This window comes from Agrobacterium sp. OT33 (assembly GCF_017313365.1).
Classification (GTDB): domain Bacteria; phylum Pseudomonadota; class Alphaproteobacteria; order Rhizobiales; family Rhizobiaceae; genus Agrobacterium; species Agrobacterium rhizogenes_A.
This window is the reverse complement of record NZ_JAFLMZ010000006.1, coordinates 238,665-262,873: the sequence shown is the minus strand read 5'-3', so window position 1 is coordinate 262,873 and position 24,209 is coordinate 238,665. Positions and strand designations below refer to the sequence as shown.

Annotated in this window: 27 protein-coding genes; 18 read left to right on the top strand and 9 right to left on the bottom strand. The window is 60.1% G+C overall.

The window, feature by feature from the left end; genetic code table 11:
- The first annotated feature begins 63 nt into the window (after positions 1-63).
- Positions 64-990, top strand: coding sequence for a DMT family transporter (locus JZX88_RS16220; protein ID WP_174032155.1), 927 nt, complete (start codon positions 64-66; stop codon positions 988-990).
- On the opposite strand, the gene JZX88_RS16215 is transcribed toward JZX88_RS16220, so the two are convergent.
- Positions 959-1,888: a DMT family transporter gene (locus JZX88_RS16215; RefSeq protein ID WP_206914164.1), complete on the bottom strand. Its 930-nt coding sequence runs from the start codon at positions 1,886-1,888 to the stop codon at positions 959-961. The genes JZX88_RS16220 and JZX88_RS16215 overlap by 32 nt on opposite strands.
- A 198-nt stretch (positions 1,889-2,086) precedes the next feature.
- On the opposite strand from JZX88_RS16215, the gene JZX88_RS16210 reads away from it, so the two are divergent.
- The 15 genes from JZX88_RS16210 to JZX88_RS16140 all read left to right on the top strand — a co-directional run bounded on the left by JZX88_RS16210 (position 2,087) and on the right by JZX88_RS16140 (position 15,487).
- Positions 2,087-2,974 carry a LysR family transcriptional regulator gene (locus JZX88_RS16210; protein ID WP_065117258.1) on the top strand — a complete coding sequence of 296 codons (888 nt, stop codon included), beginning with the start codon at positions 2,087-2,089 and terminating at the stop codon, positions 2,972-2,974.
- Positions 2,975-3,068: 94 nt separating this feature from the next.
- Positions 3,069-4,022 carry a tripartite tricarboxylate transporter substrate binding protein gene (locus JZX88_RS16205; RefSeq protein WP_206914163.1) on the top strand — a complete coding sequence of 318 codons (954 nt, stop codon included), beginning with the start codon at positions 3,069-3,071 and terminating at the stop codon, positions 4,020-4,022.
- 95 nt (positions 4,023-4,117) lie between these two features.
- The gene (locus tag JZX88_RS16200; protein WP_110758255.1) at positions 4,118-4,786 is read left to right on the top strand and encodes a 4-carboxy-4-hydroxy-2-oxoadipate aldolase/oxaloacetate decarboxylase; all 669 of its coding nucleotides are present in this window, start codon (positions 4,118-4,120) and stop codon (positions 4,784-4,786) included.
- 73 nt (positions 4,787-4,859) lie between these two features.
- A complete protein-coding gene (locus JZX88_RS16195) occupies positions 4,860-5,312 on the top strand; it encodes a tripartite tricarboxylate transporter TctB family protein (protein WP_065117261.1) in 453 nt (150 codons plus the stop codon).
- Positions 5,309-6,820, top strand: a complete 1,512-nt coding sequence (locus JZX88_RS16190; RefSeq protein WP_065117262.1) for a tripartite tricarboxylate transporter permease — start codon at positions 5,309-5,311, stop codon at positions 6,818-6,820. The genes JZX88_RS16195 and JZX88_RS16190 overlap by 4 nt, the downstream gene beginning before the upstream one ends.
- Before the next feature lie 43 nt (positions 6,821-6,863).
- Positions 6,864-7,850, top strand: a complete 987-nt coding sequence (gene denD, locus JZX88_RS16185; RefSeq protein WP_206914162.1) for a D-erythronate dehydrogenase — start codon at positions 6,864-6,866, stop codon at positions 7,848-7,850.
- Positions 7,847-8,602 (top strand): SDR family oxidoreductase, encoded by a 756-nt coding sequence (locus JZX88_RS16180; RefSeq protein WP_206914161.1) that lies wholly within the window; start codon positions 7,847-7,849, stop codon positions 8,600-8,602. Before denD ends, JZX88_RS16180 begins: the two co-directional genes overlap by 4 nt.
- Positions 8,603-8,611: 9 nt before the next feature.
- Entirely contained in the window at positions 8,612-9,547 is a 936-nt protein-coding gene (locus tag JZX88_RS16175; RefSeq protein WP_206914160.1) for a 2-hydroxyacid dehydrogenase, read from the top strand.
- A gap of 182 nt (positions 9,548-9,729) precedes the next feature.
- Positions 9,730-10,533 carry an SDR family oxidoreductase gene (locus JZX88_RS16170; protein WP_065117266.1) on the top strand — a complete coding sequence of 268 codons (804 nt, stop codon included), beginning with the start codon at positions 9,730-9,732 and terminating at the stop codon, positions 10,531-10,533.
- Positions 10,530-11,237, top strand: a complete 708-nt coding sequence (locus JZX88_RS16165; RefSeq protein WP_206914159.1) for an ABC transporter permease subunit — start codon at positions 10,530-10,532, stop codon at positions 11,235-11,237. Before JZX88_RS16170 ends, JZX88_RS16165 begins: the two co-directional genes overlap by 4 nt.
- Entirely contained in the window at positions 11,234-11,995 is a 762-nt protein-coding gene (locus tag JZX88_RS16160) for an amino acid ABC transporter permease (protein ID WP_065117268.1), read from the top strand. The genes JZX88_RS16165 and JZX88_RS16160 overlap by 4 nt, the downstream gene beginning before the upstream one ends.
- Positions 11,992-12,756 carry an amino acid ABC transporter ATP-binding protein gene (locus tag JZX88_RS16155; protein ID WP_065117269.1) on the top strand — a complete coding sequence of 255 codons (765 nt, stop codon included), beginning with the start codon at positions 11,992-11,994 and terminating at the stop codon, positions 12,754-12,756. The genes JZX88_RS16160 and JZX88_RS16155 overlap by 4 nt, the downstream gene beginning before the upstream one ends.
- A gap of 33 nt (positions 12,757-12,789) precedes the next feature.
- Positions 12,790-13,626, top strand: coding sequence for an ABC transporter substrate-binding protein (locus JZX88_RS16150; protein ID WP_065117270.1), 837 nt, complete (start codon positions 12,790-12,792; stop codon positions 13,624-13,626).
- 90 nt (positions 13,627-13,716) lie between these two features.
- Positions 13,717-14,391 carry a 4-carboxy-4-hydroxy-2-oxoadipate aldolase/oxaloacetate decarboxylase gene (locus JZX88_RS16145; protein WP_142856457.1) on the top strand — a complete coding sequence of 225 codons (675 nt, stop codon included), beginning with the start codon at positions 13,717-13,719 and terminating at the stop codon, positions 14,389-14,391.
- Positions 14,392-14,455: 64 nt separating this feature from the next.
- Complete coding sequence (locus tag JZX88_RS16140) at positions 14,456-15,487, top strand: L-idonate 5-dehydrogenase (protein ID WP_206914158.1); 1,032 nt, start codon at positions 14,456-14,458, stop codon at positions 15,485-15,487.
- Between the two features lie 75 nt (positions 15,488-15,562).
- Here the strand turns inward: JZX88_RS16140 and JZX88_RS16135 are convergent, their stop codons facing one another.
- From JZX88_RS16135 to JZX88_RS16110, 6 genes are all read right to left on the bottom strand, one after another.
- Positions 15,563-16,351, bottom strand: a complete 789-nt coding sequence (locus tag JZX88_RS16135) for an amino acid ABC transporter ATP-binding protein (protein ID WP_065117273.1) — start codon at positions 16,349-16,351, stop codon at positions 15,563-15,565.
- A complete protein-coding gene (locus JZX88_RS16130; RefSeq protein WP_206914157.1) occupies positions 16,348-17,001 on the bottom strand; it encodes an amino acid ABC transporter permease in 654 nt (217 codons plus the stop codon). The genes JZX88_RS16135 and JZX88_RS16130 overlap by 4 nt, the downstream gene beginning before the upstream one ends.
- Before the next feature lie 10 nt (positions 17,002-17,011).
- Positions 17,012-17,659 (bottom strand): amino acid ABC transporter permease, encoded by a 648-nt coding sequence (locus tag JZX88_RS16125; protein ID WP_206914156.1) that lies wholly within the window; start codon positions 17,657-17,659, stop codon positions 17,012-17,014.
- Between the two features lie 80 nt (positions 17,660-17,739).
- On the bottom strand, positions 17,740-18,516 hold the full coding sequence (locus JZX88_RS16120; RefSeq protein ID WP_206914155.1) for an ABC transporter substrate-binding protein: 777 nt from the start codon (positions 18,514-18,516) through the stop codon (positions 17,740-17,742).
- Between the two features lie 404 nt (positions 18,517-18,920).
- A complete protein-coding gene (gene ctlX / locus JZX88_RS16115; protein WP_206914154.1) occupies positions 18,921-19,847 on the bottom strand; it encodes a citrulline utilization hydrolase CtlX in 927 nt (308 codons plus the stop codon).
- Between the two features lie 8 nt (positions 19,848-19,855).
- A complete protein-coding gene (locus JZX88_RS16110; RefSeq protein ID WP_065117277.1) occupies positions 19,856-20,905 on the bottom strand; it encodes an ornithine cyclodeaminase in 1,050 nt (349 codons plus the stop codon).
- Positions 20,906-21,036: 131 nt separating this feature from the next.
- On the opposite strand from JZX88_RS16110, the gene JZX88_RS16105 reads away from it, so the two are divergent.
- Positions 21,037-21,474 (top strand): Lrp/AsnC family transcriptional regulator, encoded by a 438-nt coding sequence (locus JZX88_RS16105; RefSeq protein ID WP_046799006.1) that lies wholly within the window; start codon positions 21,037-21,039, stop codon positions 21,472-21,474.
- A gap of 33 nt (positions 21,475-21,507) precedes the next feature.
- On the opposite strand, the gene JZX88_RS16100 is transcribed toward JZX88_RS16105, so the two are convergent.
- Positions 21,508-22,449, bottom strand: a complete 942-nt coding sequence (locus JZX88_RS16100; RefSeq protein WP_206914153.1) for a bifunctional helix-turn-helix transcriptional regulator/GNAT family N-acetyltransferase — start codon at positions 22,447-22,449, stop codon at positions 21,508-21,510.
- Between the two features lie 231 nt (positions 22,450-22,680).
- On the opposite strand from JZX88_RS16100, the gene JZX88_RS16095 reads away from it, so the two are divergent.
- Positions 22,681-23,025, top strand: a complete 345-nt coding sequence (locus JZX88_RS16095) for a hypothetical protein (protein ID WP_110758231.1) — start codon at positions 22,681-22,683, stop codon at positions 23,023-23,025.
- A 27-nt stretch (positions 23,026-23,052) separates the two neighbouring features.
- Here JZX88_RS16095 and JZX88_RS16090 read toward each other — a convergent pair whose 3' ends face one another.
- Complete coding sequence (locus JZX88_RS16090; protein WP_206914152.1) at positions 23,053-24,201, bottom strand: alpha-hydroxy acid oxidase; 1,149 nt, start codon at positions 24,199-24,201, stop codon at positions 23,053-23,055.
- Between the last annotated feature and the right edge of the window lie 8 nt (positions 24,202-24,209).

The window sequence follows — 24,209 nt, the reverse complement described above, 5'->3', positions numbered from 1 at the left end:
TGCGGTTTGATATCCCGCCTTTGCGTGGTGAAACGGTTCAAAGACGTCCGAAGGAAACGAACCATGGATTCCCGCAAAGGCATTCTCCTCAAAATCTCCGCAGCGCTCGCTCTGGTGCTGATGGGCGCCTGCATCAGCGGCCTCCGGGGCGAGATACCCATCGGGCAGGTGGTCTTCTTCAGGTCGGCTGTGGCCATGCTGCCGCTCTGTCTGTGGATGGCGGCGCAGGGCGGTTTTCGAAGGCAGGTGGCAACCAGCCATATTGGCGGCCATCTGGTGCGAAGTTTTTCCGGCACCGGCGGCATGGTCTTCAGCTATCTGGCGCTCGCCTATATTCCGCTGGCTGACGCGACGGCCATCAGCTACGCGACACCGCTCTTCACCGTCATTCTGGCGGTGCTGCTTCTCAAGGAAGTCGTCAGGATTTATCGCTGGACAGCGGTGGTCGTCGGGCTCTGCGGCATCGTGCTGATCTTGTCGCCGCATTTTTCCTTCGATGTTTCGGATGTCGCTTCCGGTTCCGGCGTCGCCATGCTCGGCGGCCTGTTCGGTCTGGCGGCGGCTTTTTTCTCCGCCATATCGATGATCCAGATCCGGCATTTGACGCAGACGGAAAATACCGGGGCGATCATCTTCTATTTCACCCTGCTTACCACCGTCATCGGTCTTGCCAGCATCGGTATGGGCTGGACAATGCCGACCGCGTGGCAATGGACCCTGCTGATCGGCACCGGTCTCATTGGCGGAACCGCGCAGATACTGGTGACGCTCAGCCTGCGTTATGCCGAGGCTTCGCTGCTGGCGCCGTTCGATTACACCACGATGATCTGGGCGTTGTTGATCGGTTACACCTTCATGGATCAGGTTCCGGCCCTGACGACCATTCTCGGAGCCTCAATCGTGGTTGCCGCTGGCCTGTTCACGCTGTGGCGGGAAAGGCGGCTGCACAAAAAGCGGGTCACGGAACAGCTGACGCTGTCGGCGCCCTGACGGCCTGTTTCGCCAGCCGGTTTTCGCGCCACATGGCGAAAAGCCCGGCGGCGATGACCGTCAGCGCGCCTGCGATCGTTGCGCCCGTCGGCACTTCGGCCATGAAGAGATAGCCTAGCGCGATCGCCCATATCATCGTCGTATAGTCGAAGGGCGCCAGCAGCGAGGCCTGGGCATGGCGCAGGCTGAGCGTCATGGTGATCTGGCCGATGCCGCCGGCAAGGCCGCCGCCGGCGAGCAGCAGGAACTGGTGAAAATCCGGCATCTTCCATCCGAATCCGAGCGTGGCGAGGCCGGCCACCACACCCGTCAGCGTATAGATGAGCACGATGCGCGACGGCTTTTCGATACTGTTCAGATGGCGGACGGCGATGGAGGAAAAGGCCGCGCAAAGCGCACCGGTCAGCGCCAGTGCGGTTCCGATCATCGCGACCCTGTCGATTTGGGCCGGGCCTGAGGCGGCATCGAAGATCAGTTTCGGCGAGAGCGTGATGAAGACGCCGATGAAACCGGTGAGCACGGCGGACCAGCGGTATATCCGCACTTTTTCGCCTAGAAGCAGCGCCGCCAGCATGATGGTGAAAAGCGGTGTCGTGTAGCTCAGCACCGTCACATTCACCAGCGGCAGATAGGCGAGTGCCAGAAAGCCGAAGAACATGCCGCCAAGCCCGGCCGAACTGCCCGCGAGCAGGCGGCCGATATTCCTCGCGGCCGGCACGCTTATCTGCTCCGAGGAGGCGATGAACCAGAGACAGAGGGGAATGAGGGCAAAAAATCCCCGGCAGAAGACGACTTCGCCGACGGGTATCGCCCCGTCCAGGCCCTTCACGCAGGCGGACATGACTGTAAAAGCCAGCATGGCCGTCAGCTTGAGCAAAATTCCGGTTTTAGGATTCATCCCGCTCCCCATCGCAGCCAGGACCGTGTCATGGGGAAGACATTGAGAAAAGCCTTAGCCGGCTGTCATAAGAATCTTGTCTTACCCCATCACTCCCTTGAAGAGCGACAGGACCACCGCACGGCGCTTTTCCCCTAGGCCACCGCGGTGATTTGGTGTCATGATCGCATTTCTAACCGGCGGGAGGTTTAAGCGGGCATGTTGGATTTGCGCAGGCTGCGATATCTGGTCGCGATCGCCGATTGCGGCTCCATGTCGGCGGCGGCGCGGCAATTGGGGATAGCTCAGCCGGCGCTTAGTCACCACATCACGGAACTGGAACGGCTGGTGGGTTTTCCCGTGCTGCACCGGCTGGCGCGCGGCGTAAAGGCGACGGAAAAGGGTGAAGTCCTGCTTTCCCATGCGCGGGAGATTACCGAGAAGGTGCGGCAGGCGGAAGCGGAAATCCGGGCCATGGCCTATCTGGACGAGCGGGTGATCCGGCTGAGCCTCATTCCCTCCTGGGCCACAGCCTTTGCGCCGAGCATCATCAGCGAGGTTGCCGCTTCGATGCCCAAGGTATCGCTGCGGCTGATAGAGGCGCGCAATGACGAATCCCTGCGGCTCATCCGTCTCGGCAAGGTGGATATGGCCGTTGCGCTGGTGGGAGCGGAGGACAAGGCCGACGATCTTATCGTCAAGGAGAGCCTGTTTGCCGTTTCTTCAAGGCCTATCGGCCGGTCAATCCCGCTTGAGGCTGCGGCAGGGCTTAACCTGATCCTGCCGCCGAAGGACAATCCGCTGCGTATATCGATCGACGAGGCCGCTGCCCGTGCCGGTATTACACTGAATGTCACCATGGAGATCGACGGGCAGGATACGATCAAACGCGCCGTCAGCGCCGGTATTGGCGCGACGATCCTGTCATGGAATTCGGTGCAGCAGGAGCAGGAGGCCGGTCAGCTTCAGGCCGCTCATATTACCGAGCCCGTCATTTATCGCTCCATCCATCTGCTGAAGGGCAGGGAAGTGGATGAGCGAACGTTCAGGCTGTTCCGCGACCTGTTGCGGGCGGTTGCAAGACGCGAGCCGGCATCCAACCCATAAACAATATGTATGGGTAAATTGAAAACTCGGTATTTGTATTGTTGATGGCTTCTTCCTAGCCTCCCCGTTGAAAGCGTATCGGGGAGGAAAAGATATGCGTTTGAAAACATCTCTGTTTGGCATGCTGGCAGCGGCGGGAATGCTGGCTGCGGGAGGGGCGGCGGCGGAATATCCGGAGCGGCCGGTGACGCTCGTCATCGGTTATCCGGCCGGCGGCGGCACCGATATCCAGTCGCGGGCGCTGGTGCCCTATCTTGAAAAATATCTCGGCACATCCGTCGTGGTGGAAAACCGCGAAGGTGCCGGCGGATTGATCGGCGCGACCTATATCGCCAATGCGAAACCTGACGGGTACACCATCGGGGCGCTGAATTTTCCGTCCATGTATTCGCCGATCGTGCAGGGCAATGCCAGCTACAAGGAAGACGCCTTCACGCCGCTCGCAAACCAGATCGGTGGCGATCTTGCGTTGACCGTCAACAAGGTGTCGCCGATCAAGACCGCCAAGGAATTCGTCGAGGCGGCCAAGGCGAACCCGGTCGTCGTCGGTGTGACGGGTATAGGCCATCCGAGCCAGATCACTGCCCTGCTGTTTGAGGATGCGGCGGGTGTGAAGCTCAATTTCGTGCCCTTCAATGGTGGCGGGCCGGCGCGGCTTGCCATGCTCGGCAACCACGTCACACTCGGTTTCATGAACCTCAACGAGGTCTTCGCCGACAACCGTTCCGGCGCACTTCGTGTGCTGGCGACTTCGGGCACCGAGCGCTCGCCGCTTTCACCTGACGTGCCGACATTCAAGGAGGCCGGCTACGATATTCAGTTCAGCCTGCTTGCCGGTTTCGGTGCGCCGAAAGGCCTGCCGGCGGAGGTGGAGGCAAAGTTGGTCGATGCCTTCCAGAAGGCGCTGAAGGACCCGGATTATCTTGCCGATGCCAAAAAGCGTGAGCTGACGACGCTGCCGCTGACGCAGGCCGAATTTGCCGAGGCGCTCAAGAAGGGCAACGCCAATCTGGCCGAGCTCTGGAAAAGCAAGCCCTGGACAAAATAAGCGGCCGTACCCGACCGCTTCTCTCACCCCAACCAAATGACGCCTGGGCCGGCCTGCGGCCCGGCTATGACCCACTGTTGAAAGGAACCCGGCCAATGGCCCATGTCATCCGCAATTTCCAGCGCCCTTCCAGAGCCGATATCGAGGCGATCAGCAAATTCAGCCCCGCCACCATTCACGAGGCGCAGGGCAAGCTCGGTGCTCTCGATTATCGCATTAAGCCGATCAAGCCCGGCCTGAAAATCTGCGGCCCGGCGATCACCGCGAAATGCCATATCGGCGACAATCTGATGATTTTCGAGGCCATCAATCTGGCAAAGCCCGGTGATGTGCTGGTCATCGATGGTGGCGACAATCCCAATCAGGGTGGCTTTGGCGATGTGTTGGCTGCCGCCTGCATCGGCAAGGGCATTGTCGGCTTCGTGGTCAGCGCCGCCGTGCGTGATGGCAAGGGTCTGCGCGAGATCGGCTTCCCGGTGTTTTCGCTCGGGCTTTGCATGAAGGGCACTTCCAAGGACACGCTCGGCACCATCAACCATCCGGTTGTGGTGGGCGGCGAACTGATCAGCCCCGGCGATATAATCTGCGGCGATGATGACGGCGTCGTCGTCGTTCGTGAGAACGATATCCCGAAACTCGTCAAGGCCTGCCAGGAGCGCGACGATCACGAGAACCACATGATGGAACTGCACCGTCAGGGCAAGATGGATATCGAGGATCGTTATGAAATGATGCGCTCGAAGGGATGTGTCTGGGCCGATTGAGCCAGCAATCCGGCATCTGAATACGCCGTGTCGGGAGGCGCGGCGTATTCCTCGACGAGGAGGGGAGATAATCATGGCCGAACACGGCTCGAAACTGACGGCGAATATTCTGTCCGGGGCTTTCTTTCTGGTGGCCGCTGCCGGGCTTTATTACGGCGCGCGGCCGCTGAGCATGGGCACCAATTTCCAGCCCGGACCCGGCTATATGCCGACGGTCATCGCGGCGTTGATGTTCGCGCTCGGCATCGCGCTGCTTTTGCAGGATTTGCTGGGAAAGACACCGTCCGAAGCCTGGGTGGCGCCGAAAATGCGTCCGTTTCTGGCGGTGGCCGGCATTGTCGGTTTTGCGCTGCTGATCGAGCCATTGGGCTTTATCGCCGCCGCCTTCGTGCTGATCGTGCTCGCCTGTATCGCCTATGGCAGGATCCGGCCGGTTGAGGTCCTGCTGCTCTCCGCTGTGCTCATCCTTGCCTGCATCCTCATTTTCGTTGTGGGCCTCGGACAGAGGATACCGTTGCTGCCATGACCGATCTTCTTTCGAATATCGTTCTCGGTTTTGGCGTGGCCGTCACGCCGGTAAACCTTTTCTACTGCCTGCTGGGTGTCACGCTCGGCACGATGATCGGCATCCTGCCGGGCATCGGCCCTTCCGCCACCGTCGCACTGCTTCTGCCCATCACCTATACGATGCCGGATACGGCGGCGCTGATCATGCTCGCGGGTATTTTCTATGGCGCGCAATATGGCGGTTCGACCACGGCGATCCTCGTCAACCTGCCGGGCGAATCCTCATCCGTCGTCACCTGCATCGATGGCTATGCTATGGCTCGCCAAGGCAGGGCGGGTGTGGCGCTGGCCACGGCGGCGCTCGGGTCGTTTTTTGCCGGCACGGTGGCGACTGTGCTGATCGTCGTTGTCGCAAAGCCGCTTTCGGCCGTGGCACTGGCCTTCGGTCCGGCCGATTATTTCAGTCTGGTGATCTTCGGGCTTTTGTTTGCCGTGTTCCTGTCGAGCGGATCGCCGGTCAAGGCGGTCGGCATGGTCGCCTTCGGTATCGCGCTCAGCCTCGTCGGCATCGATCCGACATCGGGCGAGCAGCGCTTCACCTTCGGCATGGCGGAGCTATTCGACGGTATCGATTTCGTGGTGCTGGCCATCGGGCTTCTCGGCGTCAGCGAAATTCTCTTCAACCTGCAGCAGGGCGTGGAGCGTGATGCGGGTGCGGCAAAGACTGGATCGCTGATGCCCACGAAAGAAGATTTCAAGCAGGCCTTTCCGGCCGTGCTGCGCGGCACCGCGCTCGGCTCTTTCCTTGGCGTGCTGCCCGGTGGCGGTGCGATCATGAGTTCCTTTGCCAGCTATGCTCTGGAGCGCAAGATCGCCAAGGACCCGTCCCGTTTCGGCAAGGGCGCAATCGAAGGGCTGGCGGGGCCGGAAAGCGCCAATAATGCCGGCGCGCAGACCTCCTTCATTCCGCTTCTGACACTCGGCATTCCCGCCAACGGGCTGATGGCGCTGATGGTCGGGGCGATGATGATCCAGGGCATTACGCCGGGACCGGAGGTCATGCAGTCGCGGCCCGACCTTTTCTGGGGGCTGATCGCCAGCATGTGGGTGGGCAATCTTTTGCTTCTGGTGCTGAACCTGCCGCTGATCGGCATCTGGGTCCGCCTTCTCGGCATTCCCTATCGCTTTTTGTGCCCCGCCATTCTGATGTTCTGCGCCATTGGCGCCTATGGCCTGTCCTACAGCGTCGTTGATGTTCTGTTTTGCGCGGTCTTCGGCATTGTCGGCTTCTTCCTGCGCAAGATCGGCTGCGAGCCGGCACCGCTGGTGCTGGGCTTCGTCCTCGGTCCGCTTCTGGAACAGAACATGCGCCTCGGGCTGCTGATCTCACAGGGCAATTTTTCGACATTCGTCACCCATCCGATCAGTGCCACCCTGCTCGCCTTGTCCGGCATGGTCGTCATCATGATGGCGATGCCGGCGATCATGCGCCGTCGCGAGGTGGTGTTTCAGGGTGACGACGACTGATAATCAATCGAGCCGGCACTGCTGGCCAAGCAAAGGTGAAACAATGCACATTCTGATAATTGGCGCCGCCGGAATGATCGGCCGCAAATTGACGCAACGTCTTGCTTCCGACGGAACGCTTGGCGGCGTGAAGATCAGCGCTATGACGCTGACGGATGTTTTCGATCCGGTTGCGCCAAAAGGTTTTGGCGGCACGGTGACCGTCGAGCGCAGCGATCTGTCGAATGCCGGCGTCGCCGAAAAGCTGATCGCAAAACGACCGGATGTGATCTTCAATCTCGCCGCCGTGGTTTCAGGTGAGGCGGAAGCCGATTTCGAAAAAGGCTATCGCATCAATCTCGATGGCGGACGTTCGCTGTTCGAAGCCATTCGTCTGGAACATCAGAAGGACGGATATCGTCCTCGTGTGGTCTTCTGCTCGTCGCTCGCCGTGTTCGGGTCGCCATTCCCCAGGGTAATCGGCGATGAGTTCCTGACCGCGCCGCTGACCAGCTACGGCACGCAAAAGGCGATCGTGGAACTGTTGCTTGCGGATTATAGCCGTCGTGGTTTCTTCGATGGCGTCAGCATCCGTCTGCCGACCATCTGCATCCGCCCCGGCAAGCCGAATGCGGCCGCCTCCGGCTTCTTCTCCAATATCCTGCGCGAGCCGCTGGTGGGCCAGGAAGCGGTGCTGCCCGTTGCCGATACCGTGCGCCACTGGTTCGCCAGCCCGCGCTCGGCCGTCGCCTTCCTGCTGCGCGCCGCGACCGTCGATCTTTCCGGGCTTGGCGTTCGTCGCAATCTCATCATGCCGGGGCTTTCGGCCACGGTGGCCGACGAGATCGAGGCCCTGCGCGCCTTTGCCGGGGAGAAGGCTGTGGCGCTTATCAAGCGCGTTCCCGACGAACGGATCATCCGGATCGTCGACGGCTGGGCGGAGGATTACGATCCGCAACTCGCTCTGTCGCTCGGCTTCAGGGCGGAAACATCCTTCGCCGAAATCATTCAGGCGCACGTGGAAGATGAGCTGGAGGGGGAAGCAGCATGACTGATGGAAAGATCGCGCTCGTCACGGGTGGGGGAACAGGCGTCGGCAAGGCAATTGCCAAAGCGCTTCTGGAAGATGGTTACAGTGTCGCGATAACTGGCCGGCGACGGGAGGTTCTTGATGCTGCCGTTGCCGAATGGCGCGAACATGGAGACCGTATTCTGGCCGTCGCGGCCGATATTTCCCTTCCGGTCGATGTCGAACGGCTGTTTGCGGAGGTCACCGGACGTTTCGGCCGCCTCGACCTTCTGGTCAACAATGCCGGCATGTCGGCACCGGCGGTCCATATCGAAGATGTACCGTTCGAAACCTGGAATGCCGTGGTGGGAGCCAATCTCACCGGCGCTTTCCTTTGCACGCAGGCGGCGTTCCGCCAGATGAAGGCGCAGTCGCCGCAGGGCGGGCGCATCATCAATAATGGCTCGATTTCGGCCACCACGCCACGTCCGCGTTCGGCGCCCTATACCGCGACCAAACACGCGATCACCGGCCTTACCAAGTCGGCCACGCTGGATGGCCGGGCATTCAACATTGCCTGCGGGCAGATCGATATCGGCAATGCCAGCACCGAGATGACGCGCGCCATGGCGACCGGCGTGCTGCAGGCGGATGGCAGCACCGCCATCGAACCGACCATCGATGCGAGCATCGTCGCCCGGGCTGTGGTGCATATGGCCTCGCTGCCGCTGGAAGCGAATGTGCTGACCATGACCGTGATGGCGAGCGGCATGCCTTTCGTCGGTCGCGGCTAAGGAGCGCGCATGAAGCCCGATCTTCTGCAAACCTATCCGCTTCAGCCACAGATAGAAGCCGAACTGCAAAAGCGCTTCCGGGTCCATCGCTGGCACGAAATATCCGACAAACAGGCATTTCTGCAGGCGGAGGCGGCGTCGATAAAGGCCGTTGTCACGGGCGGTCATATCGGCCTTGCTCCTGAACTCGCCGCCTGTCTGCCCGCTCTCGAAATTGTCGCCATCAACGGTGTCGGCTTTGACAAGGTCGATCTCGAGCAGGCCCGTGCGCGCGGCTTCAGGGTGACGAACACGCCGAATGTATTGACCGAGGACGTCGCCGATCTCGCCATCGGCCTTTCCATCATGCTGCTGCGCCAGCTTGTCAGCGCGGATCACCATGTCCGCTCGGGGGAGTGGAAAAAAGCCGAGATGCCGCTTGGCAACAAGGCTTCACGGCGGCGTTACGGTATTTACGGGCTTGGCCGCATAGGCCGCGCCATCGCGGCGCGGCTTGAGGCGTTCAATGCGGAGATTTCCTATTTCAGCCGGCGGCAACAGGAGGTGGTCTATGAGTATCATCCCACGGCCGTGTCGCTCGCAAGTGGCTGCGACGTCCTGATCGTCGCGGCGGCGGCAACGCCGGAGACGAAACACGCCATCAACCGCGAGGTACTGGAGGCACTCGGGCCGGACGGGGTTCTCGTCAATGTCGCCAGGGGGTCGCTTGTCGATGAAAAGGCGCTGGTCGATATTCTCATGGCGGGTGGGCTGAAAGGCGCGGCACTCGATGTCTTCGAGAACGAACCGCATGTTCCCGAGGCGTTGTTTGGCATGCGCAATGTGGTTCTCGCGCCGCATATCGGCGCTGCGACCCATGAGACGCGGCTGGAAATGGGCGCTCTGGTTCTTGCCAATCTGGATGCACATTTTGCTGGGAAAGATTTGCCGACACCGGTCGTCTAGGCGCTTCTGCCGGTTCGGGCGGTGGCAGGGGAGGCGTTCCGTTTCGCCGGCTGGACGGGCGCAGTACCGGAAGTGGCGTCCGTATTCACCATCCATACAAGTTGCTTATTACTCCAAAAAAAATCGGTCTTAGGCAAGCGGTGAAAGCTTCACTAATGTTTGCTCAACGATAGGGGACAGACATGCCATTCTCAGACTACAAGACCGCACTCGTGACCGGCGCATCCTCCGGAATTGGCGCCGCCGTTGTCGAGCGCCTTTGCCGCGAAGGGCTGGAGGTGCATGCGGTTGCCAGAAGCGCGGACGCTCTCAGCCAGCTGGCGAAGCGCACTGGCTGCTTTGCCCATGCCATTGACGTGACGGACCGGCCGGCGCTTGCGAAGCTCACCAGCGAAGTTGCGTTCGATGTCCTCGTGAACAATGCCGGCGTCGACCGCCCGAAGAAATTTCTGGAAGCGGATGAGAGCGATATCGATCTCCTGATCGACGTCAACCTGCGCGCCGTGCTGCATCTGTGCCGCATGGTGGTGCCGGGCATGGTGGCGCGTGATCGCGGCCACGTCATCAACATCTCCTCCATAGCCGGTAATTACAATTTCGGCGGCAATTCCACCTATCATGCCAGCAAGGCCGGCGTGGCGATGCTGTCAAACCAGCTGCGCATCGATGCTTTCGGCAAGCGCGTGCGGGTGACGGAAATCTGCCCCGGCCGCGTCGCAACCGATATTTTCAACCATGTGCATGGTAACGATCCGAGCATTCGCGAACGTTTCATCGATGGTTTCGAGCTGCCGCAGGCATCCGATATCGCCGATGCGATTGCCTTTGCCATCGCCGCACCCGTGTCCATGAATATCGGCCATATGGAAATTACCCCGACGCTTCAGGTCATGGGCGGGTTGCAGACGGCCAAGCCCCAGACGGTTGAAAATCGGCCGGCTGAAAATAAGGCGGCGGCGGGCGGAGCCGGAGGAAAAGTCGCGTGAGCGGTTTTGACCTCTGGGCAATCCTGAGCAATGCGGACTACGTCTCGATGCTTTTGCATGGCATCCAGATGACGTTCATCATCTATGCCGGCTCGTGGCTGCTGGCCATGTCGCTCGCCATCGTGCTGCTTGCCATTCGCCTGTCACCCTTCCGCTTCGGTGATCCGCTGGTGGCGGCTTATGTTTCCTATCATCGCAACGTGCCGACACTCGTGCAGCTGATGCTGTGGTATTTCGGCGTTTTCACGCTGCTGCCAAGCGGATTGGCCAGCTGGCTTTCCAGTCACAATGCGGAATCGATCTTCGCCATTATCGGCCTCGGCCTCTGTCAGGCCGCCTATTTCAGTGAGGATCTGCGTTCCGGCGTTCGCTCCATCAATCCCGGCCAGATGGAGGCCGTACGTGCGCTCGGGCATAGCTATGTCTCGGCCATGCGTTTCGTCATCATGCCGCAGGGCGTTCGCAACGCGCTGCCGCCGTTGATCAACCACAGCACCTCGCTGTTCAAGAACAGCAGTCTCGGCGTTCTGATCGGGGCGCCTGAACTCACCCATGCGGTCAAGGAAGTCGAAAATCTCAGTTTCCGGACGTTTGAGGTCTATCTGGTCGCCACCGTGCTTTATCTGTTCTTCTCGCTGCTGATCATGGGTCTCGGAGCCTATATCTCCATGCGCGCCGATCCGCTCAGGAGGGCACGGGCATGATCCACGATATGATTGCAATCGTGCAGGATTACTGGCTGCTGCTCCTCATCGGCCAATATCCCAACGGGCCGCTGGGCGGCCTTGCCAACACGCTCATCCTGTCGGCGCTCAGCATCGCGCTCGCCTTTCCCGTCAGCATTCTGATGGCACTGGCGCGGCTGTCGAAATGGCGGGTCCTGCGCTGGCCGGTCACCGCGGTGGTGTATTTCACCCGCGGCGTGCCGCTGCTGATGCTCATCCTCTGGAGCTATTTTCTCGTTCCGCTCTGGACCGGGGCGGATGTGCCGAGCTTCGTGACGATGCTGGCGACGCTCGTCATCTATCAGGGCGCGTTCATGAGCGAAGTCGTCCGAGCCGGCATCGTATCGCTGGGCACGGGGCAGATGGATGCGGCACGGGCGCTCGGCCACGGATATTTCGGCGCGATGCGCTACATCATCCTGCCGCAGGCGCTCTACAACATGATCCCGAGCCTGATCTCGACCTTCGTGTCGACCATCAAGGATACGACCCTTGGCTACGTCATCAATGTGCCGGACCTGACCTTTGCGGCAAATCAGGTGAACAACCAGCTCCTGACCCAGCCCTTCCAGGTCTTCCTTATTCTGGCGTTGGTTTATTACATCATCTGCTGGTCGCTCACCCATGTCGCCAATCTTCTCGAGCGGCGTATCGCCCGCCGCCGGGCTGGCCCGCGTGGCAAGCTTGCCGCTGACACGGCCCCGGCCCCCGCCAATATCGTTACGGAGCAGCTATGACCGCGCCAGTTTCCGCCACTCAGGACTACACCATCACGCTTTCGCAGGTCTGCAAGAGCTATGGCGATTATCAGGTACTCAAGGACGTCAACGAAAATGTCACCCGTGGCGAAGTTGTCGTCATCTGCGGGCCGTCGGGCTCCGGCAAGTCCACCCTCATCCGCACGATCAACCGTCTGGAAGAGATCAGCAGCGGGTCGATCATGCTGGATGGCAGGAACATCCATGCCCAGATGCGCGCAAAGGAGCTGAATGCGCTGCGCAGCCGGGTAGGCTTCGTCTTCCAGAGCTTTAACCTCTTTCCGCATCTTTCGGTGGTGGAGAACGTCTCCATGTCGCCGATCCGGGTGAAGGGCGTTGCTCCGGCCGTCGCCCATGACAAGGCGCTGAAGCTTCTCGATCGCGTCGGCCTTGCCGACAAGGCCAGCTCTTACCCGGCCCAGCTCTCCGGCGGCCAGCAGCAGCGCGTTGCCATTGCACGGGCGCTTGCCATGGAGCCGCCGGTCATGCTGTTCGACGAGCCGACCTCCGCTCTCGACCCTGAGATGGTCGGTGAGGTGCTTGCCGTCATGAAGAGCCTCGCCGCCGAAGGCATGACCATGCTCTGCGTCACCCATGAAATGGGCTTTGCCCGTGAAGTGGCTGACCGCATCTGGTTCATCGATGCCGGGCGCATTCTCGAAACCGCGAAACCGGACGAGTTTTTCAAAAATCCGCAACATCCGCGTGCCCAACGGTTTCTTGCCGATCTGAGACACTAGGACCCAACCTCTATAATAACAGGGAGAACTGAAATGAACTGGAAGTGCATTACTCTTACTGCCGCAATCGCCACCTCGGCTGCGGTCCTGCCGGCCAAGGCCGACCAGCTCGACACGATCATCGCGAACAAGACGCTGCGTTGCGCCACTTTCGCCGACGTGCCGCCTTTCGCCTCACCGGACCCGAAGACACGTGAAATGGCCGGCTTCGACGTTGATCTGTGCGGCGCCATCGCCAAGGAACTCGGCGTCAAGGCCGAGATCAAGCCGGTGTCGGTCGAGGCGCGCGTTCCCGAAGTCAAGCTCGGCCGCGTTGATCTCTCAGTCGCCAACCTCGCTTATACCCAGAGCCGCGCCGAGCAGATCCAGTTCAGCGACCCATATTATCTGGCTAAGGAAATGCTGATCGTTCCGGTCGATGACCCCGGCACCAAGAAGTCCGATTTTGTCGGCCAGCGCATCGCGTCCAGCAAGGGCTCGACATCGGAACTCTCCGTCAAGCTCAACAAGTCCGAGCCGCTGACGTTCCAGGATACGGCGTCCGCCTATCTCGCCGTTCAGCAGGGTAAGGCGCGGGGCATCGTCGGCAACACCATGACGATGACCAAGTTCGTCAACGAATCCAAGACCAAGGGCAAGCAGATGCGCATGATCGAAGAGCCGATGCTCTTCCAGCCCATCGGCATCGGCATGGCCAAGGACAATCCGGCGCTGACCGCGAAGATCAACGAAATCCTGCGCAAGCTCGATGCGGATGGCGAAATCAATCGTATCTGGGACAAGTGGCTTGGCCCGGACACCGAATACAAGATGACGCGTACCGATAAGGTCGTGCCTCTGTCCGAACTGAAGTTCGATCCGATCCCCTGAGCCTCGGCTCAGCCTCGGCCAATTTCCAATTCTTCAACACTATCGGTTGGCGAGACGCTCTCGCCGACAGCTTCAACGTGGGAGGTTTTCATGATCCACATTAAAGATATCGCACAGCGCCCTACCCAAGCGGATGTCGACGCCCTTGCCAAATTCTCTCCCGCCACGATCCATGAGGCGCAGGGGCGCCGTGGCGCATTGTCTTCGCGGCTGAAGCCGGTCGATTATCGCATGAAGCTTTGCGGCCCGGCCTTCACGGTCAAATGTGCGCCGCGCGACAACATCATGCTGCAGCTTGCCATCAACTATGCCAAGCCGGGCGACATCATCGTCGTTTCCGCCGGCGAATATGAAGAAGCCGGTTCCTTCGGCGATGTGCTCGCCAATGCCTGCCTCGCAAAAGGCATTGGCGGTCTGGTGACCGATACCGGCGTGCGCGACACACTGCAGCTGCGGGACCTAGGCTTCCCGGTCTTCTCGCTCAGTGTCTGCATCAAGGGCACGGTCAAGGAGACCATTGCCGCGGTCAACGATCAGGTGATCGTCGGTGGTGAAATCATCAATCCGGGCGATATCATCGTCGGTGATGCCGACGGGCTGGTGGTCGTCAGGCGCGATGAAGCACAGGAAGCGGCCAAGCTTTCGCAGGCCCGCGAAGATGCCGAGGCCGGTTACATCGAAGCCTACAAGCAGGGCAAGTCGGTGATCGAGGTCAGCAAGCTTGAGCCGGTTCTGAAAGCCAAGGGCCTCGTGGTCGATATCTGAGACAAGTCGGACAATGGGCAACGGCGGCGACTGCCGCCGTGTGAGCCTTATGGGAGGAGAGACTATGAAAGCGGTTGTCATCCACGCGGCGAAGGATCTGCGGATCGAGGAACGGGAGACCGAGCAGCCCGGCCCGGGGCAGGTCGAGGTCGCCATCGAGGCGGGTGGTATCTGCGGCTCCGACCTGCATTATTACAATCACGGCGGTTTCGGCACCGTGCGCGTGCGGGAGCCGATGATCCTCGGCCACGAGGTGGCCGGCACCATCAAGGCTTTGGGAGAGGGTGTTTCCGGTCTCGCCGTCGGCGACCGCGTCGCCGTATCGCCGAGCCGGCCCTGCAACCATTGTGAATTTTGCCTGAAGGGCCAGCAGAACCAGTGCCTGAACATGCGCTTTTATGGCTCCGCCATGCCGATGCCGCATATTCAGGGCGCGTTTCGCCAGCGCCTCGTTGCCGAGGCGTATCAGTGCCACAAGGTACGGGATGGCATCTCCATCCATGAAGCGGCCATGGCCGAACCTTTCGCGGTAACGCTGCATGGCGTCAACCGCGCCGGCGCATTGACCGACAAGCGCGTTCTGGTCACCGGCTGCGGGCCGATCGGCGCGCTTGCCATCATCGCCGCCCGCGCCCATGGCGCCCGGGAAATCGTCGCGACCGATGTCATGAATGCGGTTTTGCAAAAGGCGCTCGCCATCGGCGCCGACCGTGTCATCAATGTCGCCAGCGACCCGGATGCGCTCTCCGCCTATTCGGCGAACAAGGGTTATTTCGACGTCCAGTTCGAGGCATCCGGAAATGAAAGAGCCGTCCGTTCGGGGCTTGAAGCGCTGAAACCGCGCTCCACCGTGGTTCAGCTCGGTCTTGGCGGTGATGTGTCCATTCCGCAGAACATGGTGGTGGCCAAGGAAATCGAGATGAAGGGCACCTTCCGGTTCCATGAGGAATTTGGACTTGCCGTCGATTTCATCAACCACCGCCGTGTTGATCTGAAGCTATTGCTGACCGGAACCTTTCCTTTGGAAGAGGCGGTCACAGCCTTCGAAACTGCGGGTGACAGAAGCAAATCCATGAAGGTCCAGCTTGCCTTCTGATTTTTCCCGGCGCGGTCAGCGCTGTGGATCACAAGCGCAACAGTCTGCGCTTGTGATCTTGTGTCCTGCTGGCGGTCAGTTGTTGAGATAGGTCTTGAGGAAGCTGCGCGTCCTCTCCTGTTGCGGCCGGACGAAGATTTCGGAGGGCGGGCCTTCCTCCACCACCAGCCCCTTGTCCATGAACAGCACGCGGTCGGCGACTTCCGCGGCAAAACGCATTTCATGGGTCACGATCAGCATGGTCATGTGCTCTCTCGCCAGTTGTTTCATGACCTGGTTGACCTCTTCCACCAGTTCCGGGTCGAGAGCGGAGGTGGCTTCATCGAACAGCATGACTTTCGGCCGCATGGCGAGCGCCCGGGCAATAGCAACCCGCTGTTTCTGGCCGCCGGAGAGCATGGAAGGATAGGCCGCCGCCCTGGCATCCAGCCCCACCTTGGCAAGCAGTGACATGGCAAGCTCCGTTGCCGCGCCTTTGGCCATGTTTTTGAGCGTGATCGGCCCCAGCGTGATGTTTTCCAGCACGCTGAGATGCGGGAACAGGTTGAAGTGCTGGAAGACCATGCCCATGTCCTGGCGCACGGCATTGATGTGGCGTTCGAAAGCCCGGCCCTTGAGCGGCTGGTTTACCTGCACGCCTTCGAGATAGATTTCTCCGGAATTGACCGTTTCCAGATGGTTGATGGAGCGCAAGAGCGTGCTCTTGCCGGAGCCGCTCGGCCCGATGATCGCAACGATCTGGCCCTTTGCGACGGAAAGATTGATATTCTTCAGAACTTCGAGCTCGCCATAGGACTTTGCGACATTGCGCACGTCGACAGTGGGCTGGATTGCGGGCTGGACCATCGGCCGGGAATTGCTCATCGGATAAACTCCATTTTTTTGTCTGCCCTGCGCAATGCGAATTCCAGCGCCACGTTGATCGTGTAATAGATCGCGGCAGCAACAAGATAGAATTCGAAGGGACGATAGGTTTCGCTGATCGCCTGCTGGGAGGCGAGAACCAGTTCCGAAACACCGAGAACCGAAACCACGGCGGTGTCCTTCAGCATGGCGATCATGTTGTTGCCGATCTGCGGCAGCGCGCGCACCACGGCCTGCGGCACGATGACGTAACGCAGCGTCTGCACCTTGCTGAAACCGATGCTGCGGGCGCCCTCCGTCTGGCCGTTATCGATGCCGAGGATGCAGATGCGGATGATATCGGCATTGTAGACGGCAAAATGCAGTCCGAGGCCGATGATGCCGGTCCATATTGCCGGTATGTTCACCCCGATCTGGGAAAGGCCGTAATAGATGAAATAGAGCTGCAGTAGCAGCGGCGTTCCCATCAGCACCCAGCTGACGAAACGCACGGGATATTGCGCGATACGCGGCGCATAAAGCGTGGCGAGCGCGATGAGCACGCCGCCGGCAAAGCTGATGACGGCGGCGCTTGCGGCGATGATGACCGTCCACAGCGCGCCGGTGAGGATCGCGGCGGCAAAGGGCGGAACAATGGTGAAATCCAGCATGGAATACCTCCTATTTCAGCGCAAAACGGGCATCGAGCGCGTCGATCAGGCGGGCAAGCAGATAGACCAGCACCATGTAGATCGCTGCCGAGACGGCGAAGATTTCAAAGGGACGATAGGTCGAGCCGATGAACCGCTGGGCGGTATAGGTCAGCTCCACGACGGAGATGGCGGAAACCAGCGATGAGCCCTTGAGCAGCATGATCGCGTTGACGCCGATGGATCGGATCATCAGCCGGCCGGCCTGTGGCAACACCACGAGCCGCATCGTCTGCCCACGGGCGAAACCGATCGAACGGGCCGCTTCCGTCTGTCCCTTGTCGACGGTGAGGATTGCGCCGCGCATGGCTTCGGCAAGATAGGCGCCGACATTGATGCCGAGGCCGATCGCGCCGGCGGTGAAAGGGTCGAGATCGATACCGATCTGCGGGCCGCCGAAATAGAGAATGAAAAGCTGCAGCAGGCAGGGCGTTCCGCGAAAGACGCTGACATAGGCGCCGCCGACGAAGCGCAGAAGCTTCGAGCGGGCAAGGCGCGCCGCTGTCGCCAGCGTGGCAAGGACGAGGCCGAGGGCCAGGGCAAGCGCGGTGATTTCAAGTGTGACGAGAGCGGCTTCCAGAAAAAACGGAAAAACCTGCGTCATTAAGGAGAAGCCCATTGTGCCTCCTCTCGAACTGAGAAAGGAAAGGGAAGGTCCACGGGCGGACCCTCCTTCCATGATTTATGTCGGGGCAGCTGTCAGCGAATGTCGCGACCGACCCATTTCATCGAAATCTTTTCGTAGGTGCCGTCGGCGCGCATGTCGTCCAGCGCCTTCTGTATGGCGTCCTTGAGTTCGCCGCTGTTCTTGCGCAGCGCAATGCCGATGCTGTCGCCATTTCCGGCGTCTGGAATGGCGATTTCGCGCACATTCTGACCGCTGCTTTTCGAGGCCACGAGAACGGGAATGGAATCTGCGGCGATGGCGTCGATGCGGCCGGCCTGGAGGTCGAGCAGTGCTTCCGACAGAGCCTTGTATGTCCGCACGGTCCAGCCGCTGCGCTGGCGTGCCCACTTGTCGCTGACTTCACCGAGGGTGACGCCGACGCTCTTGTCCTTCAGGTCGTCGAGCGATTTCGCCGGTGATGTTTCGGGAACGAAGACGGCCCTGCCACTATGGTAATAGGGGCCGGCGAAGGCGACGGCCTTTTCGCGTTCCGGCGTGATGGTCATGGACCCTACGACTGCATCGTATTTGCCGGAAATCAGGCCGGCGATAATGCCGTCCCACGCCGTCGTCACCACAACCGGTTTCACGCCAAGGCGCTTTGCCAGTTCATTACCGATATCGACATCGAAGCCGACAACTTCGTTCTTGTCGTTGACGAAGCTGAAGGGCGGAAAGCTGCCGCTCATGGCGAAGCTGAAAGTGCCGCGTTCCCTGACCTTGGCCAGATCGTCGGCGGAAGCCGGCAAGGCGGCTGCCAGAGCGGCGACGGCCAGCCCGGCAAAAGCTATTTTCTTGAGGATCGACATGGGGAAACTCCGTATAAAAAGCGTGCAGCTATCTGGCTGCGGACAGCGGAACGCGCTGCACGAAGGTGAAAAACAACGGTGACTGCCTGTTGAGGAAACGCCCTTTTGCCGTTGCGGATCATAGGGCGGCGCGGGGCTCCTTCCCGTGACAGGCGTCAGAACATGAGCAATGATTTCTTTGTTTTTGTCTTCATGAGGAAGGCCCTCCCAAGCCTTTGGATGACGAGAGATGCGCTGGTGGTCCAGTGTGAAGGGACCGATGCGGCATCGATGAAAATAGTCTAGCGAAATTGAACGGCTATAAAAAATGGCATTTCAGCGCATTTTCTGTCGGTATTTTGCGCGATTTGTATAGCGGAATTGTCGAAATTGACACTCGCTCAAAATTCCATTGCAAACCTCTGTTATCTTGGCGTCAGGTGAATGCCGGCAAGCGTGCAGCGCACCGAACCGCCGGCCTTCTCGATGGTCGGTATGTCGAGCGCCACCGGAACGGCGCTTTCGCGGATCGTGTCGATCTGCGCCTGAGTGAGCGAGGCGTAGGCAGTGGAGGAAAGGGCGAGGATGCGGCCGTCCCGTCCCTGCAATTCCAGCGCATTGCCGGCGAAATTGCGGATCTGGGCATTGGTGAGGGCGATGACCCGTCGCCCTGAGCGCTCAAGCCGGGCGACGATTTCAGCACGTCGGCCTTCATCGGTGATCATGTCGAGGCCGATCATTGCGTAATCCGTGCCGATGCACATCAGGACATTGGTGTGGTAGACCGGCACTCCCGCCTCGTCACGGGCATCGAATACCATCGGCTCGAAATTGAAATGGGTCGAGAAGCGCTCAAGCGCGATCGGATCGGTGCGGTCGGAGCGCACGGCATAGGCGACCCGGTCGATATGATCGAGTACCATGGCGCCTGTGCCTTCCAGAAAAAGACTGTCCGGTTCCAGGCCGGAGTAATCGATGATGTCCTGAACCCGATAGCGGCTCTTCAACATCTCGATGACATCCTGGCGACGCTCGCGCCTGCGGCTTTCGGCCTTCATGGGATAGATGGCGACATGGCCGCCGGCATGGGTGGAAAACCAGTTGTTGGGAAAGACGGAATCGGGTGTTTTCGTGCCTTCGTCTTCAAAGAGATGCACCGTCACGCCATGGCTTTCGAGTGTCTGCGCCGCACGGGTGATTTCCGCATGGGCGATGGCGCTGAAGTCCTCACCACTGTCGGGTGTTGCCTGAAAGCGATTGTCGGCGGCGGTCTCGGTATTGACCGTGAAATGGTGTGGCCGCACCATGACGACGGCGGCCGGAGCCTGAACGGAATAGGTTCTTTTCATCATCCCGCTCCTCAGGCCCGCGCACGTTGCAGCATGCCGAAGAGGTCACGTGGATCATCGGGATCGGCGATGATGTCGATGTCCTGATAGAAGCTTGAGCCTTCGAGTTTACCGCGCACGTAACGCAGGGCGGAAAAATCTTCTATGGCGAAACCAACGCTGTCGAACAGGGTGATCTGGCGTGTGTCCCGACGGCCTTCGGCCTCGCCGAGAACCACTTTCCAGAGCTCCGTTACCGGATAATCCGGGTCCATCTGCTGGATTTCGCCCTCGATGCGTGTCTGCGGCGGGTATTCGACGAAGGTGTCGGCGCGCAGCAGGATATCCCGGTGCAGCTCCGTCTTGCCGGGGCAGTCGCCGCCGATGGCGTTGATGTGCACGCCGGCGCCGATCATATTGTCGGTCAGAATGGTTGCATATTGCTTGTCGGCGGTGCAGGTGGTGATGATACCCGCCCCTTCGATTGCGGCCTGGGCCGATTTGCACGGGATCACCGTCAGGCCGCTTTCCTTCAGGTTGGCGGCCGTTTTTTCCGTTGCGCGGGGATCGATGTCGTAAAGGCGTACCTCCTCGATACCGAGCACGGCTTTCATTGCCAGCGCCTGAAATTCCGCCTGGGCTCCGTTGCCGATCATCGCCATGACTTTGACGCCCTTCGGCGCGAGATGCCGGGCGGCCATTGCCGAGGTGGCGGCGGTGCGCAGCGCCGTCAACAGGGTCATTTCCGTCAAAAGCACGGGGTAACCGGTGGACACAGCCGCGAGCAGGCCGAAGGCGGTGACCGTCTGAAGCCCTTCCGCCATGTTTTTCGGGTGGCCGTTCACATATTTGAAGCCGTAGATTTCCCCGTCGGATGTCGGCATAAGCTCGATGACGCCTTCGCGTGAATGCGAGGCGACACGTGGCGTCTTGTCGAAACATGGCCACCGGCGAAAATCCGCCTCGATGGCATCGGTGAGTTCAACGAGCATCTGCTCTATGCCGATGTGATGCACCAGCCGCATCATGTTCTCGACGCTGACGAAAGGGATAAGGGCTTTTGAAGACGGGGACAGGGGCATATGGGCAACTCCTCACTTGCGAGAGCGAAGATAGCTGCGGGGCCTGTTCAACTGAAATCGCAGAAGCTTGTTGTTTCTGAAGTCATTTTGAACAATATGTTCAGTCCAATTGTCAATTCGGTCAAATCTCCATGAGCATCGCAAAATACATACCGGATGAACTCGACCGGCAAATCATCGCTCACCTCAGGGTCGATGGCCGGGCGTCGCTTGCCAAACTTTCCGATGCGCTGGGTGTCGCGCGCGGCACGGTGCAGAACCGGCTGGACCGGCTGACGGAAACCGGCACGCTGCTCGGTTTTACCGTGCGGGTGCGCGAGGATTATGATGATCGTGCTGTCCACGCGGTGATGATGATCGAGGTCATGGGAAAATCGACCACGCAGGTCATCCGCAAGCTGCGTGGCATTGCCGAGATTTCCTCGCTCCATACCACCAATGGCAACTGGGATCTGGTGGCGAATATCCGCGCCGGCAGCCTCTCGGATTTCGACCGGGTGCTGCGGGAGGTCCGTATGATAGACGGCGTCTCGAACAGCGAAACCAGCCTCTTGCTGAGCAGCGTTTAGGGGCTGCTTTGCGAGACAAGACTGCCGCTCACATCATCTCTTCAGCCGTCTGATAAAGCGCTGTTCCAGAACCTCGCTTCCCCATTGGCTGCCGGGATGTTCTTCGACGCAGGCGAAACCATGCGTCTCGTAGAGATGCCGGGCGGCCGAAAGGCCGTTGAATGTCCATAGATGGGTTTCGGCAAAGGCGTTCTTATCGGCAAAGGCCAGGGCGGCTGCAAGCAGCCTGCGTCCGACACCGCCGCCACGCACGCTGTCATCCACGATGAACCAGCGTAGATGCGCGATGTCCGATCCCAGGTCTTCGCCATCGATGGCGACGGAGCCGACAATCTCGTCGCCGCGCATCGCGGTCCATATCGCATTTCGCGGTCTTTCGAGCCGGTTGCAAAAGGAGGCGAGGCCTTCGGCGACGACGGATTCGAAACGCTGGCCGAAGCCGGATGCTCGGGCGTAGTAGAGCGCATGCATCTGTGTTATGCGGGCGATGATGCCTGGCCGATATCCCGAGACGATATCGATGGCGGGCGCGGTGGCATCGCTTCGGTCTCCCAGCGCATCGGCATAAAGGCGAAGCCCGGCAAGGATGGTATTTGCATCCGCCGATGTCAGCTGTGTCAGGGCGCCGGATACCTGCCGGTTGGCGAAGGCGTGAATGGCTTCGACCCGCTTTTGTCCCCTGTCGGCAAGAAACAGCAGCTTGATACGGTTATCCTGCCCGTCCGTCTTCTCCAGAATATCTCCTGACAGAACGAGTTTGCGCAGCATGCGGCTGACACTGGATTTTTCAAGCCGCAGAATCTTTCCCAGATCACGCGCCGTAATTCCGGGGCATGTCTCGATCTCGATCAGGGCGTGAACGGCGGAAGGTGGCAGATCGGTGCCTGCGAAATCTCCGCCCATGAAGCCGAGTTCCCGGACAAGCCGGCGCGAGGTGAAGCGGATGTCATCTATGGGGAGAGGCTGTTCGGACATGGTGAATCCATATTGTTGCATAATGCAACCATAATCATACTCGACGCGACCTGCCAAGTTCGGTCTTCTTTAAAATGCTGGATTTCTCCAGGAAATCGGGCAAGCTCCCGTTCAGGATCGTTGGCACGGCTTGGGGGTAATGACCGCCATCGAGAAAAGATTATCCTCAAGCAGTCTGCGCGGAAGTTTTCGGACCATCGCGATATTTAATTACCCGGCTATGGAGCCGACATGCCCGATACACCTCGCTTCTTCCGTTATGCCATTCTCGCTGCGATGTTGCCCGTCGCCGTCCTCGGCATCGTGACGACGCCGAATGAGTATCGCGCCGTTGGCATCGACGCAGTTGATTGTGACGGGCCTATATCGGTTCTGATCCCTGCCGTACCGGCGCTTGCAGCCTATGCCATTATCGGCTGGCTGTTCCTGTCGGGTGCAAAGCGCCACCGTTCCCTGATCTCCGGCGGCATTTGTGTGGTGGTATCTCTGGTGCTTGTCTGGAACATCGGGCTGGCGCTTCAGGAGCACCGGCTCAACGCCGCGGAAATGGCCTGTGGTTCAAGCGGAAAACTCTGACCTTGCATTGAGACGCGGAACGCCGGCCTAGCCGTGAAACCGCAGATTTCGTCGCGTCAGCTGCTCGACAGTGGTACAGCCCATCAGCTTCATGCCGCGTTCGATTTCGATGCGCATCAGTTCGAGCGCCCTTTCGACGCCGGGCTGACCGGCAGCGGCGAGCGGGAAAAGATAATAGCGGCCGAGCCCGACTGCCTTGGCACCCAAAGACAGTGCTTTCAGAACATGGGTCCCGCGCTGTACGCCGCCATCCATCATCACGTCGATCCGGTCGCCGACGGCATCGACAATCTCTGCCAGCTGGTCGAAGGCGCTGCGGGAACCATCGAGCTGGCGACCGCCATGATTGGAGAGCACGATGCCGCTGCAGCCGATTTCGACAGCGCGCCGGGCGTCATCCACCGACATGATGCCTTTGAGGCAGAAGGGTCCGCCCCATTCGCGCACCATCTGCGCCACGTCGTCCCAGTTCATCGAGGGATCCAGCATCTCGGTGAAATAGCGGCTGATGGAGAGCGCGCCGCCATCCATTTTGATATGGCCGTCGAGTTGCGGCAGGCTGAAGCGCTCATGTGCCAGGTAATTGATGCCCCAGGCCGGTTTGACGGCGAATTGCGCGATGCCGGAAAGATTGAGCTTGAAGGGAATGGCAAAGCCGGTGCGCTTGTCGCGCTCGCGATTTCCGCCGGTGATACTGTCCACGGTCAGCATCATCGTCTCGACGCCGGCGCTCTTGGCGCGTGCCATCATATCGCGGTTGAGGCCACGATCCTTGTGGAAATAGAATTGATAGACCTGCGGGCCGCCGCTGATCCTGCGCGCTTCCTCAAGGCTTGTGGTGCCAAGCGAAGAGACGCCGAACATCGTGCCGAATTTTCCCGCCGCTGCCGCCACCGCCCGCTCGCCCTGATGGTGGAAGAGGCGCTGAAGCGCCGTTGGGGAGCAATAGACCGGCATGGAGAGTTTTTGCCCCATGACGGTCACTGACATGTCCACGTCGGACACGCCGCGCAGCACATCCGGAACGAGATCGCAATTTTCAAAGGCAGCCGTGTTCCGCCGATATGTCACTTCGTCGTCGGCAGCGCCGTCTATGTAGTTGAAGATCGGCCCGGGAAGACGCTGCTTGGCCATGCGGCGAAAATCATGAAAATTATAGCAGTCTTTGAGTTGCATCTGTCGCT